This is a genomic window from uncultured Nostoc sp. (genome assembly GCF_964245575.1).
GTDB lineage: Bacteria > Cyanobacteriota > Cyanobacteriia > Cyanobacteriales > Nostocaceae > Nostoc.
Window position 1 is genome coordinate 1 of the sequence record NZ_CAXTNP010000216.1, and the last position, 14,015, is coordinate 14,015.

Genomic DNA, 14,015 nt, shown 5'->3' on the forward strand with positions numbered 1-14,015 from the left:
TCCCCACTCCCCACTCCCCACATTTATGTCTAATGAGATTACGATTCAGGTAAATGGGGAAACCCATAGCTGTTCGTTTCAAACTTCTTTACCTGACTTACTCCAAGAGTTGGGTTTTAACCCCCGCTTGGTGGCTGTAGAGTATAACGGCGAAATTTTACACCGCCAGTTTTGGGAGCAAACAAAAGTGCAACCAGGCGATCGCTTAGAAGTGGTAACTATTGTTGGTGGTGGTTAGTTGATTTGAGCCAGCAAGCCCAAATCTTTCAGGCTGCGTCGTGTAATCTCGATGCGGGCGGGTGCATCCTCTGCTTTATCCATATCAAGGGTTGTTGCAAAAAAATAAACATTTTTATTTTCCTCTAAATAACCCACGAACCAACCAACGTTTGGTTTGGTACTCGTTAACCATCCCGTCTTTCCCCGCAGTGTGTAGTCTGGAGTTTGTTCGCGTACCATAATATCTTTGACAAGATTTATTGTCCGTTGAGAGAAAGGCAAATCGCCTTGATACAACCGTTGCAAAAACTTAATTTGCTCTTTGGGTATAATTTGTAATAGCTGCTGTTGTAGCCAAAAACGATCAATGTCTGCGGCGGTGCCAATTTGACGGTTCCCGTAACCTACTTTGTTAATAAATTGCTGCATCCGTTCATATCCAGTTCTACGTGCTAATACTTGATAGAACCAAACAGTTGAATCTTTAAAGGCTTGACGCAAATTCGTATCATGATTCCAGGCATCAATTTCTCGGTGAATTCCATCCCAAGTTAGAACCGCCACATCATCAGGAACTACACTTATTTCTAAAGCTACCAGCGCGTTGAAAATTTTGAATGTTGAAGCCGGAGCGATTGCAGTTGCATTACGTTGAGGATTGTGTTCATAGAAGCGGTTATTTTTTGAGTCGTAAATCAAGATTGAGCCTTCACGCCCGAATTCTTGAAAGTGCCGCCCCAAATTTGGTGTTTTAACAGCGAGTATTGCTGGACGTTCAGATAGGATTGAAGCAGGTTGAGCCAGAACATACATTGCTCCAAAGGTAATTACATTTAATACAGTAATACATCCAATGACTGTGAAGACAAGAGATTGCATTCGGCGATTTGTGTAACGCCGAAGGAATCGCTCTATGCGAAACCAGATATTTTTCATTGCACATTTAATCGGATCACAAGCGGGATTTTACACTGCAATCTTGCTTATTTACAGCTATTTGTTAGAAGAATGAGATAAGTAAGATGATGAGAATAATTCAATCTATATTAACTAATGTAAAAAAGATTGAAATTAGTTTTTAGTGAGGGTTTTAGCCCTCACTACAAACCTTTAATTATCTACGCCGTCCTATTTACACGGTAGGGGCGCACATCTGTGCGCCCCTACTGGATGTGCATTTATTTTACAAAACTGCGTTTCACCCCTCTGATTTGTAAAGCGACCGATGAAGGGTTCTACGCTTGGCTACTTCTTTACCTTTGCGGCCAAGCTGCTCACGTAGTTGCTGATCTTTGCACAACCGATTGAAAGCTTGAAACACTTCATAACCAGAATTGGGATTAACCAGTATCCCATTCTCTTCATGCTGAACTGTATCTAAAACACCGCCTAAGCGAGGGGCAATTACAGGCTTACCGAAGTAACTTGCTTCTAAATAAACCATACCAAAACCCTCCATGCTATTAGGTTTAGTATCCGATAAAGTCAGCATGGCAAATATGTCGCAAGCTGCATAATAACCTGCTAATTCTCCCTCAGGCACATATCCAGCAAAGTGTACACGCTTATCTACTCGCAAACGATGCGTTAGAGATTTCAGTTCCGACTCACTTGGGCCTTGACCGCAGAGTATATAGTGGACATCAACCCCAAAAGTTAGCAGTATTGGGATATTATCAATTACTCGGTCGAAACCTTTATGTTTTACTAGCCTGCCAATGGAGAGAATAACTATTGCTGATTCGGGAATGTTGTACGCCTGACGCACGCGAACACGTAAATCGTCAAGGCTACTGGGACTCGCTACATTATTACCAAATTTTTCTGGTCTAATTACTGGGTTAATAACATGTGTAGGAGTATCTAATCGGAAAGCAGTTCTGAGGTAATCTCTTGTATAAGAACTGTTACAAACAATGCCTTCGGCGCGTTTGAGTGTTAATTTAAATAGCGATCGCAGCACGGGATTGTGTAAAGTACAATGAAGATCATTACCGTGCAGATAGATAAAAAAGCGAATCGGTAGAAAATAACTCAATAGCAACAGCGAAGGGAAATCATAGCCGTGGCCCCACTCTATATAACGGTAGTGATAGCGAAAATAAAGTCTGATTGCTAGGACAAATGAACAGACGATATTCACCAAAGGCTTCAGGACACTTCCCACAAAGCCACTATGCCAGTATCTAGGATAAAACCAGCGATACACGGGAAACTGTTGACCTTGATCAAATACTTTGTCTCCTGAGCAACTAGCCGCCAGTACAATTACTCGTTCTGGATCTTGGAGACAGCGATTATAGATATATTCCCCAATTACAGCTTCTTTCGGCAGGAAAATCCGGGATATGACTAAGATATCTGGGTATGCAGCTTTGTCTCTGATTTCGGCTGTTAGTTGAGAAATATGTTCCATAATAAAGCTGATAACTTTACTTCAAATAATTTTTAATTTATTTACAATTAGGATTATTTTCAAAGCCTTAATTCTTATTTTATTTCTTTTAAAACGAATGTGGTAGACCAATTTGCAGCCGATTTTACAAAATTAGGCAGGAAGATTGTTTTTTATTGTGTTGATTTTATTTTTGCTACAAATTTATCACTACTTAAGAATTTCTGTGCATGATGAACAATAAATTAGGACTTACGCAAAACTAAACTACACGCGGTAGGGGCAATACCCTGCCTTAAGCCGCTTTGCGTCTACATGAATTGCCCTAAGAAGAAAATCACGGTTTCGGCTATTGTTTGCGTAAGTCCTGTAAATAAAAGCTAACACTTATAGCCAAATTGCTCAGTAAACAACTGTTGCGAAAATTACGAAGTTTAGCTACGTTCAATAGAATATCCTGAATCCTCTAAGCTGTTGTGCCAAAAGAGCAAAAACTTGGAGAAGTATTTTAGAGCCATCTGGTGTCTGTATCCGGTTACCGATAAGCATCACGGTTACATTGTAATTTTTTTACAAGCGTAAATCCAAATTTACTATTTGTATTAAATAATACTTAAAGCTTAAAAATATCCTCCCACCTTGCGATCAAATAAGTAGGGTGAAGTATTAAAAAATTAGTCAAAATAATCATTAAAAATTAAAAGCATCTGTAGAATTCCAGACTGGAGCCTGAAAGTGCTAGTCCAAAACCTAGCAACAATTGCCCGTAGGCGTAGCCCGCACTTCTCTACAAGACGCTCTTGCTAGCTTGCTTCTTTGAAAAAGAAGGCATTGTTACTTCGACTGCGCCCAACTCGAAGAAGAGGCTTCGCCCTAAGCGTAGCTATGCCGCAGGCTTTACGGCTACGCTGGCTGACAAGCTCAGTACAAGTCAGTGACCATCGTAGACATCGCAACTTTCTGTAATTGTGAACATATCTTAGGGTACGGTTCCCCAGTCGAGAAATCCCCCCTGCGATCGCTGCCTACCCAAGTGAAGACGCGGTAAATTGAATATGTAGCCAATACTAATGTATGCTACGTGAATGCTACAAAGCAAGCTTTTACGGGCTGGCGTTAGCGACAGATTGAAACACTCCTACCAGCATGGGGAGAAATCATAAATAATTCAGTTTTCCAAGCGATAGTATTATGCGTAAAAAACTACAACAAACCATCAAACCACTGTTAAAAAGCTTCTTAGCGCTAGGACTGGTGTTAACTTTAGTTCTTAGCCACGCCGATGGAGCATTAGCGGCCCGCAGTGGGGGTCGAATCGGTGGTGGTTCCTTTAGAGTACCTTCCAGCCGCACCTATACACCGCGCACATACTCACCTCCTGGCGGGGGCGGATACTACCCTGGTGGTGGTTTTGGTGGTGGTTTTGGCTTTCCCTTCCTACTTCCTTTCTGGGGTATTGGGGGAGGATTTGGTGGTCTATTTAGCATCTTAATTTTCTTTGCGATCGCTAATTTCATATTGCAAACTTTCCGCCGCGTCTCTGGCGCTGAAACTACAGAAGCGGATTACAGCAGTAACTCTCCGGTTTCTGTAACTCGTTTGCAAGTAGGTTTGTTAGCTCAAGCCCGTGAATTGCAAAATGAACTCAACCACATTGCTGAAACTGCTGATACTAACACCCCAGAGGGGAGAGCAGAAGTTCTACAAGAAGCTAGCCTAGCTTTACTCCGCCATCCCGAATACTTTGTATATGCAGGTGGTGGCACTCAACAAGCCAGTTTAAATTCAGCTGAAAGTCAGTTCAATCGCCTGTCTCTGGCAGAACGCAGCAAGTTTAGCGAAGAAACTATTTCTAACGTCAACAACCAGCTAAAAGCAGCCCTTGCCAAAGATGCTTTACCTCCGGCTGGTGAACTCGACAACCCCACCCGCCTATTTACCGAAGGCCCTGGAGAATACATTATCGTCACCTTGCTGGCGGCGACACTAGGTAAGTTTGAAATCCCCACAGCGATTAATAGTGCTGATGATTTGCGTCAAGCTTTGCGCCAAATTGGTAGTATACCCAGTGAGAAACTTCTGGCAATTGAAGTTCTTTGGACTCCACAAGCTGAAAATGATACCCTGACATCTGATGATGTACTGGCAAATTATCCTGATTTGAGACTTGTTTAATATTTGACGCTTTACTGCTAAGAAAGAACTTGGCATCTTGGCGCAACAAATAATCTCATGTCCGCCAAATTACCCATAATCAAACAACCCCACCCCGCTCTTCGGGAGGGGAGACAAAGCATTAGCTTTGGCTCTTTAGGGTTCTTCGGGTTTAATAAGCAATCAAGCGAACCTGATATAAGTTAACCTTTGAGGGCAATAATTAGAAAACCGTTTGTCAATGACAAGCGGTTTTTTGTATAACTTAGATATAGCAGCACTTACGCACTGAAAACTGAAACCTAGATCCCCCCTAAAAAGGAAAGAACCCTAAAAGCCGCCTATTTAAGGCTGTTGGGGTATCTCTTATGCGTAAGTTTTATATACTTATATATTTTAAAAAAATTATTCTTAGCCAAGACTTTGGTAATATTATTAAAATGCATTATACGTAAAGTGTTATCTTATGCCTAGTGTTGAAGCCGACGAAAACCGAGAGCATCGCATTAAAACAGAGATCATTGTAGATGCTGAAGATAAAGAAGACCGAGCCATGGGTTGGTACTATTACCTCGAAGAGGCTCTGAATTTTCCCTTTATGGCTAAATGGACTAAGAAGGGACGCAAATCAGGTTCTACCGAGGAGAAACCAGTGGAAGTGCTAGGAATGGCCCCAGATGATGAGTGCTTAAAAGATATGCTTGTAGAAGTGGCTTACATTAATGGTAAGGATGATGATGTATATTCTGCAAAGTTATCTGAAATAGCAGCAATTGATGTTGACAGCGAAACTCAAGAAGCGATCGCAGACTGGCTCTATTGGATTGCCAGAGGATATAAATTTTAAATTCTAGGATAAATATCGAATCACGTGGCAGGGATTACCAGCAGCGACAACATTCTCCGGTATATCTTTGACAACTACACTGCCAGCACCAATGGTTGTGTTATCACCAATAGTGACACCTGGACAAATAATTGCACTGCCACCAATCCAGACATTATTACCAATGTTAATTGGGGCAGTTAATTCTCTCCCAGAAAGACGAATTTCTGGCTCTGTTGGGTGATAAGCAGTATAAATTTGCACGTAAGGAGCGCACAAGACATTTTCACCAATATGAACTGTATTGCAGTCTAAAATTACACAGCCATAGTTCATATAAAATCTGTCGCCAGCGAAAATATTACTGCCATAGTCACAGTGAAAGGGTGGCAAAATTGATATTTTGTCACCGATTTTTCCAAATAATTCTTGCAAAATTTGCTGCCGTTGCTCTTGCTGTTCTTCGGTTGTAGAATTGTAACTTCGCAATAGACGACTAGCTCGCTTATTTTCGGCAGCCAATTCTGGATCATCTGCCAAATATAATTCGCCTGCGAGCATTTTCTGTTTTTCGGTTTTTTCCATGACAGACTTATGTAGCTTCTCGATTGTCTAGGATACACCTTAGTAGCCTCTGTTTTTCTTCGTATAATATGCTTTTTGCTCTAATGTTTGTACAGAGCCATTTCAATTGCAAAATGTAAATCACTTTCAATAAATGGTTTGACTATGTAACTAAAAGGCTTAATACTTAATCACAAATCCTGCGATCTGAAAATATCCAAGTTAAATGCTCATATCATGTCAGGTCAATCAAGCTGAATAATAAATGTTCCTAGTAAAAACTTTAGTCCTGGCTTGGGGGACTGAAGTCCCCACTACAAACTGTTTATTATGGGTGATTTGGCGGACATCATATCATCAGCAGCTCGCGTAATTTTTTAGCTTTTTCAGAACGAGTGAGTGCTGGGGGCAATGGCAGAAAAATTATCTTTGTCAGATACTTCCACACTCCATTGTATTCCCCCTCTTTTTGCTAGCTTATAGATATTGAGAAAAGAACACCTTTTGTGCTTTAGAGATTGGACTTACTTTTAGTCAGTTCAATGCTAATTTTGCCACCAAAGTCTGGAATAGGTGCAGCAGGTTTGCTCAGAATGACTTGGACTTTTGTTACAAGATCGCACTCTTGGAGAATAGAATCTACGATCGTTGTTACCAACTTCTCCAGCAAAGCAAACTTAGACGTTTTGACCAGATGCTGTATCAAGCTAATGACGCTGCGATAATCTAAAGTGTGTTCGATCGCGTCAGTCTTGGCAGCTGTGGAGATATCCAACCATAACCTCACATCCGCCTCAAACCATTGTCCTAGCACCTGTTCTTCTGGCAGGTACCCAGTGTAGCCATAGCAGCGAATTCCCGTTAAATGAATGCAGTCCATAAATGTTTGAGAGCAAATTGTGCATTTTGTAGAAACTGGAGCAAGTTTGCTTGGAGATTTTCTTTCCCACAAACTCGCGTGGCGTGTTGGGTTCCATCACTGCATTTGTGAGGATTGGCTTGCAACCCACCTTTAGGTCAAGCTGCTTTTGAAGTTCCAAGGATCGGCTTCCCTCCCCTGAACTTCTCTTCACCCAACTTTCCCAGATGGATTTTAAATTGATCCCTAAACAAAATCTAAAATTTAAGATTGTTTTATAGCTATGTTTGATTTAATGCCGATCGCTTATAGGAATGTCAATCAACTTTGGGCTTATATTTTAACAGAGACGCTAAAGCGGTTGGGATTGACTTGTGCTATCATTTGTCCGGGATCGCGCTCTACACCCTTAGCGATCGCCTTTGCTCAACAAGCACCTGAGATTGAAGCGATTTCCATTCTTGATGAACGTTCCGCCGCCTTTTTTGCCTTGGGACAAGCTAAAGCAACCGGTCGCCCTGTAGTATTAGTTTGCACCTCTGGTACAGCAGGAGCAAATTTTTATTCCGCAGTCATTGAAGCCTCATATAATCGCGTACCACTTTTGATATTGACTACCGATAGACCGCCAGAATTGCGAAATTGTCACTCTGGGCAAACTGTAGATCAATTGAGATTATATGGAAACTACCCAAATTGGCAAACAGAGTTAGCCTTACCCTCTGCTGATCTGGGAATGCTAGCTTATCTGCGACAAACGGTAATTCATAGCTGGGAAAGAGCGCAAACTCCTACAAAGGGGCCAGTACATTTGAATATTCCCTTTCGCGATCCCTTAGCACCTGTTCCTGATGGAACCGACTTGAGTTATTTACAGTCCCAGTTCCACCCAGAAGACTTTTTCGCAGGAATAGCAAACACCACCCCATTTCCTATTCCCCACTCCCTACTCCCCATTCCCCAACAATGGAAAGAATGCGATCGCGGCATTATTATCGCAGGTGTTGCCCAACCGTCGCAACCACAGGAATATTGTAGAGCGATCGCGCAACTTTCCCAAACTCTCAAATGGCCTGTGCTAGCAGAGGGACTCTCCCCAGTCAGAAATTATGCCGAACTCAACCCTTATTTGATTTCCACATACGACCTGATTTTGCGAAATCAGCAACTAGCAAAGCAGCTAGCACCCGAAATAGTGATTCAGGTAGGAGAAATGCCTACAAGTAAAGAACTGCGTACCTGGATAGATGCAACCCAACCGCGACGCTGGGTAATTGACAAGAGTGACCAAAACCTCGACCCTTTGCACGGGAGGACGACGCATTTACGGATATCTGTAGAAGACATAAAGGTAGAGGAGAGAAATTTATCTTTCTCCTCAGACTATGTGTATAAATGGTGTGATGCGGAAGCTAAAGTCAGGTTAGTTGTTGACCAGACGATGGGGAAAATAGATGAAATAATTGAGAGTAAAGCAGCCTGGTTAATTTCTCAGATTTTACCGCCAGGAACGCCACTGTTTATTGCCAATAGTATGCCTGTGCGGGATGTGGAATATTTCTGGAAACCGAATAATTTAGGAGTGCGATCGCACTTTAACCGGGGTGCAAATGGCATTGATGGCACATTATCCACTGCTTTAGGAATTGCCCATCGCCAGCAAAGTAGTGTGATGTTAACGGGAGATTTAGCGCTGTTGCATGACACCAATGGTTTTTTAATCCGCAATAAGTTTGTGGGACATTTGACGATTGTGTTAATCAATAACAATGGCGGTGGAATTTTTGAAATGTTACCTATTGCCAAATTTGACCCACCATTTGAAGAGTTTTTTGGAACTCCCCAGGATATTGATTTTGCTCAGTTGTGTGCTACTTATAATGTGCAACATGAATTGATTACTTCATGGGAGCAGTTGCAGCAGAGATTAGACCCGCTCCCAGCTACAGGAATTCGGGTTTTAGAGTTGCAGACAAATCGCAAAAATGATGCCAAGTGGCGACAGGAAAATTTATGTAAGTTTGGAGTGGATATTTAGTGAAATGCTTTAGACGCACTCGCACTACTCAAATTATCGAAGAAATGTTTTCAAATATTCATAGTATTTTGAATCTTCATTTTCAAAAATAGCCTTGCCTTCTATAATATAAGCCCTAGCTAGCTCATCTTGAGCACGCTCAAAATTTCCTAGTTCCAATTGAGCTTGTCCTAGTTTTAGATGAATATAGGGATTTCCAATTGCATCTGGACAATACATAGCTTTTTGAAGTGCATGACGTGCGTTTTCATAGTCACCCATGAAGAAATATGATTAGCCAATAGCAGTCAATAACCAAGTTGATGCTATATAGACTTCAAATGGTTCGGGTATCAAATCAAAAGCTTGATGATAGCTTTCAATCGCTTTTACAAATTATTTTTGCTCTGTATAAGCATCTCCTAGCTTAGACAGTTGCAATATTCTAGAGTAAGTATTATCGTCGATATTAGGATAAGATTTTTGGCTATCTTTTGATGAGTTCATCAATTTTACCGTTGTTGCTTGTCTATTCTTAGTTGGCTCATTTTCTCTGGTTTATTAATTTATATAAAATAAACTAGCTGAACAAATATTGTTTGTAAAAAGACTTGAATCTATATGGATTCTAATCCATAATAAAGTCATGACATGGGAAATTTCATTTCATGATAAATTTTTACCTGAATTCTATGAATTAACAACAGAAGTACAGGACGAAATCCTTGCACACGCCAAATTGCTTGAATCAGAAGGCCCACTACTGCGAAGACCTCATGCTGATACACTTAAAGGCTCTCGACATAAAAATATGAAAGAACTTCGCTTTTATGCAGACGATGGTGTATGGCGAGTAGCTTTTGCTTTCGATCCAGAGAAGAAAGCAATATTACTTATAGCTGGAAACAAAGCAGGGATAAGTGAAAAAAGATTTTACAAGCAACTGATTGCAAAAGCAGATGCTCGATATGACTCTCATCTTGATGAACTGAAAGAAAAAGGAGAATAAAGTTATGGCAACAAAACTGAGTGATGTAATGGAAAAACTCCCACCATCACGTCGAGCAAAAATTGAAGCTCGCGCTCAAGAGCTTATTGCTGAAAATATGACACTTCAAGACATTAGAAAAGCCAGAAAGTTAACTCAGGAATCTATGGCAGAACTATTAGGGATTCGTCAAGATAGTGTCTCTAGGATGGAAAAACGTGCTGATCTCCTTATTTCTACATTGCGTAGTTATGTAAAGGCTATGGGAGGAGAGCTAAAACTTGTAGCAGAATTTCCTGATAGACCTCCTGTGATTATTTCTGCACTAGGAGAATTAGATGATCAAGCTTCTGATATAGAAGTAGAATGAGCGATTGCTCTCCTTTTGTGCGTGAGATTTACCCTTTTGGTTGACCTTGTAACCACCCTTCCAAGTAAGTGATCGCAATCTCAATCCCAACAACGCCAAAGCTAACGCTTCCAACTGTTCTAGCGAGAATGACTGAATTTTGGCTAAAAGTTCCTCAGCAATTTTACCAAATAGTCGTTTTAACAGTGGGAGGACGAGCGATTGCACTTTTTCTTCCACTGCTTCTGATATACCCGCGTGTCTGCAAATGCTTCTTCACTTCGGGAACCTTTATTTGTAGCCATAATTATTTTACGAAGTGCGATCGCTCTTTTCTGTGCGTCTCTGGGTGAAACTTACCCTCTTACTTCACCTTGTAGCCATCCTTCTAAGTCAGCAAGAGTAGAGAAATCCAACAAAGCATCACCTAAAGCTTCCAACTGTTCCACCGATAACCCTTGAATCTGTGACAGAAGCGCATCAGGAATATTACCCAAGCGCCGATTTAATAGTCGTAAAATGATTTTTCTTTCTCCTTCTTCCTTCGCTTCCCGAATAGCCCGTGGTTCTTCCAGATTTAGTCCCAACATCGCTTGAATCTCCTCTCGACTAAGCTTAGAAAACTTGTAGACGATAATCGTCGTTATTAAATCAATTATCGCTTGCTCCGACTGTTGCCGTGCTTGCTCCAGCAAAAACCGCGCCCCTTCCACTGCTTCCGTTTCAGAAGTCACATTTGTCAGCAACATCAAACCCAATCCCAAAGATTGTTGTCGCAAATCCCCCAACTCATCCAGATAAACCCGCCTAACTTGACCACTTTCCAACAAAGCGCGGTGAATCGAAGAGGAAGAAGGTTCAAGACTACGAGAAGCAAAGATTAACACTCCGAACCAGTCATCGTAACGAATCGAGTTGCGGTAGAGAAACAAAAACAACTCACTAAAGAAGCGGTGATATAGGTCTTCGTCCTTCTGAAACTGGACTTCAGCAAAAAAGACGGTTTTGGAAACTGCATTCGCCGGAGGTAAAAACACTCCATCAATCCGAAACGCCGTTTCTTTCACCTCAACTGATTCAAATTGGTAGTTTTCCGCTTCTGGGGGTGGTTCATCTACTAATTCAAACAGCAAGCCGGGAAATTGCTTAAATAATTTGTAGAAGATGGAGTCGCGCCACATTTTTATTCCTCAACACCCAGACAATTACCAGATTGTAAAGGCTTGAGACAACAATTTTAGCGTAGGCGTAGCCCACCGCAGGTATCGCATGTCCCTACGTCCGCGATAAAATATCTTGAAGCAACAGCGCACTCCATACTAATGCAAATTAACTGGCAAACTGCCAAAACCTACGAAGACATTCTGTATCAAAAAACTGATGGCATTGCGAAAATCACCATCAACCGTCCCCATAAACGCAATGCTTTCCGTCCTGAAACAGTCTTTGAACTCTACGACGCTTTCTGTAATGCTCGTGAAGATACTACTATTGGTGTTGTTCTATTTACTGGATATGGGCCACATACTGATGGGAAATATGCCTTCTGTTCTGGTGGCGATCAAAGTGTGCGGGGACATGCGGGTTATGTAGACGATACTGGCATCCCTCGCTTAAATGTGCTGGACTTACAACGCCTGATTCGTTCCATGCCGAAAGTGGTGATTGCTTTAGTAGCTGGATATGCGATCGGTGGTGGACATGTCCTACACTTAATTTGCGACCTTACCATTGCCGCCGATAACGCCATTTTTGGACAGACTGGGCCGAAAGTCGGCAGTTTCGACGGTGGTTTTGGAGCCAGCTATCTCGCCCGCGTTGTGGGACAAAAAAAAGCTAGAGAAATTTGGTTTCTCTGCCGCCAATATGATGCACAACAAGCGTTAGAAATGGGCTTAATTAATTGTGTCGTCCCAGTCGAACAACTAGAAGCGGAAGGTATTCAATGGGCGCAAGAGATTTTAGAAAAAAGTCCGATCGCAATTCGGTGTCTCAAAGCTGCCTTCAACGCTGATTGTGATGGACAAGCTGGTTTACAAGAACTTGCTGGTAATGCCACCCTACTCTATTACATGACAGAAGAGGGGTCTGAGGGCAAACAAGCATTTCTCGAAAAGCGACCACCAGATTTTCGCTCTTTTCCTTGGTTACCTTAGAATTGCAAAAATCGCACCCTTTTGTGAGGTGCGATTTTTGTAGATATCAACGTTTACAGCACTAAAAATCTTAAAAACAAATATTATTTTAAGCAAACTACAAAATCAATTGAGTAATAATGGATGACTAAATAACGACTGCTTTAGTCTTTACCTGTTCAGATACAGAGGCAGCTATTTCCTCTACAGGGGCAAGAGCAGCATTGTCTAAATCTGAAGCTAGAGATTGAGAAGATGTTAAAACTGGGGCTGCATCTGGTAAACTCCAAGCATCTTCCAAGGTTTCCCAAGAAGGTGCAAAAGGTGGAAGCGCCAAGGAGCAAGCCTTCCAAGTTGCTTGAACTGGTGCTCCCAACTGCTGGCACGTTCCGCCACGGCGACCCTCTGGCTGGTAATGACGGCAATATTTACAGGCAGATGCTAAAAATTTAATGGGTTTCATTTGGATTAATCTTTAGTGCCGTTTCCGGCTGAATTTCATTCTTATATTTTGCCTCTATATATAAATACGGTTAAGAGCCAAAAAGTCCTTATTTTATCTATGTTTCAGCGATCCCAAGGAAAAAATAAACTTCATGATATTTTTAGATTCTTGTTATATATTTAAATAATTCTTAGAGTGGTTGCCTATGGCTTTTGGCAAAAACTTATTAGGGATCAAGACTAAAAGCAAAGCTTTTGATTTCTCTAGCCTTTTAACTTCCTCCTTAAGGATAGCTAAAGGCATAGAATTTCAGATAAATGGTCTGCTTGGAATACCACTAGGCATATTTTAGCGGTAAAAAATATATTTTCTCAAGCATCAAAACTATATTTATGTTATGTGCAGCAGCAAGTTACTTTAGGATAAATTCTGCTCAACGAATAATCGCTAAACTATTTTACTTTCGATTTAAAACTGTTTAGCAGCACAGACAGAACAGACTTCCCAGCGCTGGAGTTCGCCGGGTGGGGTGGGAGATTGACACTGGGGACAAAGGGGTAAGCCATGCGCTCGCGATCGCATGATCTTCGTCCAATGCCCAAAAGCAGCATTTACATCCTTGATGGGTGTAACATCAGGGCGGCTAATCTCATCACCAAGGTAACTGGGGTGCTCATGGGGCGAAACCGTTTTTTGCTGTTTTCTCTCCACCGATGGATTCTGCCAGTTAGCAGTAGAGAAGCGAATATCAACCAGAGGTGTTGGCAGGTTTTTATTCAACTTTAAAAGCAGAGATGAGCGGCCAAAAGTCAGGTTTTGCGCCCAAGCAGCACTAGAAGTTGCTACCGACAAAACATGGCGCTGAATTGACAATGGTCGAGTATTTGCAGCAACCACTGAGCCAACAACTTCTGGCCAAAACTTGAGCAGACGTTGAAATGGTTGCTCTTGCCATTTAGCCTGCTTTTCTAAAGCGCCCAAAATATCATTAATTGATTTCAACGACATCATTCAAAGTTAAAAGTGGGGAGTGGGGAAGGTGGGGCCCCCTCTGGGGATAAGGG

The 14,015-nt window shown here is 41.7% G+C and carries 16 protein-coding genes; 7 read left to right on the plus strand and 9 right to left on the minus strand.

Annotated elements, in window-relative coordinates:
* Positions 1 to 25 precede the first annotated feature (25 nt).
* Positions 26 to 238: a sulfur carrier protein ThiS gene (gene thiS, locus ACFFAP_RS27315; RefSeq protein ID WP_375514181.1), complete on the plus strand. Its 213-nt coding sequence runs from the start codon at positions 26 to 28 to the stop codon at positions 236 to 238.
* On the opposite strand, the gene blaOXA is transcribed toward thiS, so the two are convergent.
* Both blaOXA and ACFFAP_RS27325 read right to left on the minus strand, forming a co-directional pair.
* A complete protein-coding gene (blaOXA, locus tag ACFFAP_RS27320) occupies positions 235 to 1,155 on the minus strand; it encodes a class D beta-lactamase (RefSeq protein ID WP_375514168.1) in 921 nt (306 codons plus the stop codon). The two genes, thiS and blaOXA, sit on opposite strands and share 4 nt — an antisense overlap.
* A gap of 262 nt (positions 1,156 to 1,417) precedes the next feature.
* Positions 1,418 to 2,635, minus strand: a complete 1,218-nt coding sequence (locus ACFFAP_RS27325) for a glycosyltransferase family 4 protein (RefSeq protein WP_375514169.1) — start codon at positions 2,633 to 2,635, stop codon at positions 1,418 to 1,420.
* A 1,170-nt stretch (positions 2,636 to 3,805) separates the two neighbouring features.
* On the opposite strand from ACFFAP_RS27325, the gene ACFFAP_RS27330 reads away from it, so the two are divergent.
* On the plus strand, positions 3,806 to 4,789 hold the full coding sequence (locus ACFFAP_RS27330; RefSeq protein WP_375514170.1) for a DUF1517 domain-containing protein: 984 nt from the start codon (positions 3,806 to 3,808) through the stop codon (positions 4,787 to 4,789).
* Positions 4,790 to 5,234: 445 nt separating this feature from the next.
* Positions 5,235 to 5,615 carry a calcium-binding protein gene (locus ACFFAP_RS27335; protein ID WP_375514171.1) on the plus strand — a complete coding sequence of 127 codons (381 nt, stop codon included), beginning with the start codon at positions 5,235 to 5,237 and terminating at the stop codon, positions 5,613 to 5,615.
* 3 nt (positions 5,616 to 5,618) lie between these two features.
* Here ACFFAP_RS27335 and ACFFAP_RS27340 read toward each other — a convergent pair whose 3' ends face one another.
* The gene (locus ACFFAP_RS27340) at positions 5,619 to 6,179 is read right to left on the minus strand and encodes a sugar O-acetyltransferase (protein WP_375514172.1); all 561 of its coding nucleotides are present in this window, start codon (positions 6,177 to 6,179) and stop codon (positions 5,619 to 5,621) included.
* Positions 6,180 to 6,669: 490 nt separating this feature from the next.
* The gene (folB, locus tag ACFFAP_RS27345) at positions 6,670 to 7,038 is read right to left on the minus strand and encodes a dihydroneopterin aldolase (protein WP_375514173.1); all 369 of its coding nucleotides are present in this window, start codon (positions 7,036 to 7,038) and stop codon (positions 6,670 to 6,672) included.
* 262 nt (positions 7,039 to 7,300) lie between these two features.
* Here folB and menD point away from each other — a divergent pair, with 262 nt between their 5' ends.
* Positions 7,301 to 9,055 carry a 2-succinyl-5-enolpyruvyl-6-hydroxy-3-cyclohexene-1-carboxylic-acid synthase gene (gene menD, locus ACFFAP_RS27350; RefSeq protein WP_375514174.1) on the plus strand — a complete coding sequence of 585 codons (1,755 nt, stop codon included), beginning with the start codon at positions 7,301 to 7,303 and terminating at the stop codon, positions 9,053 to 9,055.
* A gap of 33 nt (positions 9,056 to 9,088) precedes the next feature.
* Here the strand turns inward: menD and ACFFAP_RS27355 are convergent, their stop codons facing one another.
* Complete coding sequence (locus ACFFAP_RS27355; RefSeq protein WP_375514175.1) at positions 9,089 to 9,316, minus strand: tetratricopeptide repeat protein; 228 nt, start codon at positions 9,314 to 9,316, stop codon at positions 9,089 to 9,091.
* Between the two features lie 364 nt (positions 9,317 to 9,680).
* Here ACFFAP_RS27355 and ACFFAP_RS27360 point away from each other — a divergent pair, with 364 nt between their 5' ends.
* On the plus strand, positions 9,681 to 10,043 hold the full coding sequence (locus ACFFAP_RS27360; RefSeq protein WP_375514176.1) for a type II toxin-antitoxin system RelE/ParE family toxin: 363 nt from the start codon (positions 9,681 to 9,683) through the stop codon (positions 10,041 to 10,043).
* A 4-nt stretch (positions 10,044 to 10,047) separates the two neighbouring features.
* Positions 10,048 to 10,392, plus strand: coding sequence for an XRE family transcriptional regulator (locus ACFFAP_RS27365; protein WP_375514177.1), 345 nt, complete (start codon positions 10,048 to 10,050; stop codon positions 10,390 to 10,392).
* On the opposite strand, the gene ACFFAP_RS27370 is transcribed toward ACFFAP_RS27365, so the two are convergent.
* A complete protein-coding gene (locus ACFFAP_RS27370) occupies positions 10,357 to 10,611 on the minus strand; it encodes a DUF4351 domain-containing protein (protein WP_375514178.1) in 255 nt (84 codons plus the stop codon). The genes ACFFAP_RS27365 and ACFFAP_RS27370 overlap by 36 nt on opposite strands.
* Positions 10,612 to 10,727: 116 nt before the next feature.
* The gene (locus ACFFAP_RS27375; protein ID WP_375514179.1) at positions 10,728 to 11,552 is read right to left on the minus strand and encodes a DUF2887 domain-containing protein; all 825 of its coding nucleotides are present in this window, start codon (positions 11,550 to 11,552) and stop codon (positions 10,728 to 10,730) included.
* Between the two features lie 141 nt (positions 11,553 to 11,693).
* On the opposite strand from ACFFAP_RS27375, the gene menB reads away from it, so the two are divergent.
* Complete coding sequence (gene menB / locus ACFFAP_RS27380) at positions 11,694 to 12,527, plus strand: 1,4-dihydroxy-2-naphthoyl-CoA synthase (protein WP_109011247.1); 834 nt, start codon at positions 11,694 to 11,696, stop codon at positions 12,525 to 12,527.
* Between the two features lie 127 nt (positions 12,528 to 12,654).
* Here the strand turns inward: menB and ACFFAP_RS27385 are convergent, their stop codons facing one another.
* Together ACFFAP_RS27385 and ACFFAP_RS27390 are read right to left on the minus strand one after the other, a co-directional pair.
* Positions 12,655 to 12,969, minus strand: a complete 315-nt coding sequence (locus ACFFAP_RS27385; RefSeq protein ID WP_375514180.1) for a hypothetical protein — start codon at positions 12,967 to 12,969, stop codon at positions 12,655 to 12,657.
* A 450-nt stretch (positions 12,970 to 13,419) separates the two neighbouring features.
* Positions 13,420 to 13,959: a DUF721 domain-containing protein gene (locus ACFFAP_RS27390; RefSeq protein WP_375514182.1), complete on the minus strand. Its 540-nt coding sequence runs from the start codon at positions 13,957 to 13,959 to the stop codon at positions 13,420 to 13,422.
* Between the last annotated feature and the right edge of the window lie 56 nt (positions 13,960 to 14,015).

Bases quoted from the DNA above. Each gene is read 5' to 3' on its own strand.
- ACFFAP_RS27375 (WP_375514179.1), bottom strand. From the start codon at position 11,552: ATGTGGCGCGACTCCATCTTCTACAAATTATTTAAGCAATTTCCCGGC.
- ACFFAP_RS27365 (WP_375514177.1), top strand. From the start codon at position 10,048: ATGGCAACAAAACTGAGTGATGTAATGGAAAAACTCCCACCATCACGT.
- menD (WP_375514174.1), top strand. From the start codon at position 7,301: ATGTTTGATTTAATGCCGATCGCTTATAGGAATGTCAATCAACTTTGG.
- thiS (WP_375514181.1), top strand. From the start codon at position 26: ATGTCTAATGAGATTACGATTCAGGTAAATGGGGAAACCCATAGCTGT.
- ACFFAP_RS27355 (WP_375514175.1), bottom strand. From the start codon at position 9,316: ATGGGTGACTATGAAAACGCACGTCATGCACTTCAAAAAGCTATGTAT.
- ACFFAP_RS27335 (WP_375514171.1), top strand. From the start codon at position 5,235: ATGCCTAGTGTTGAAGCCGACGAAAACCGAGAGCATCGCATTAAAACA.
- ACFFAP_RS27390 (WP_375514182.1), bottom strand. From the start codon at position 13,959: ATGTCGTTGAAATCAATTAATGATATTTTGGGCGCTTTAGAAAAGCAG.
- menB (WP_109011247.1), top strand. From the start codon at position 11,694: ATGCAAATTAACTGGCAAACTGCCAAAACCTACGAAGACATTCTGTAT.
- ACFFAP_RS27330 (WP_375514170.1), top strand. From the start codon at position 3,806: ATGCGTAAAAAACTACAACAAACCATCAAACCACTGTTAAAAAGCTTC.
- ACFFAP_RS27340 (WP_375514172.1), bottom strand. From the start codon at position 6,179: ATGGAAAAAACCGAAAAACAGAAAATGCTCGCAGGCGAATTATATTTG.
- ACFFAP_RS27360 (WP_375514176.1), top strand. From the start codon at position 9,681: ATGACATGGGAAATTTCATTTCATGATAAATTTTTACCTGAATTCTAT.
- folB (WP_375514173.1), bottom strand. From the start codon at position 7,038: ATGGACTGCATTCATTTAACGGGAATTCGCTGCTATGGCTACACTGGG.
- ACFFAP_RS27385 (WP_375514180.1), bottom strand. From the start codon at position 12,969: ATGAAACCCATTAAATTTTTAGCATCTGCCTGTAAATATTGCCGTCAT.
- blaOXA (WP_375514168.1), bottom strand. From the start codon at position 1,155: ATGAAAAATATCTGGTTTCGCATAGAGCGATTCCTTCGGCGTTACACA.
- ACFFAP_RS27325 (WP_375514169.1), bottom strand. From the start codon at position 2,635: ATGGAACATATTTCTCAACTAACAGCCGAAATCAGAGACAAAGCTGCA.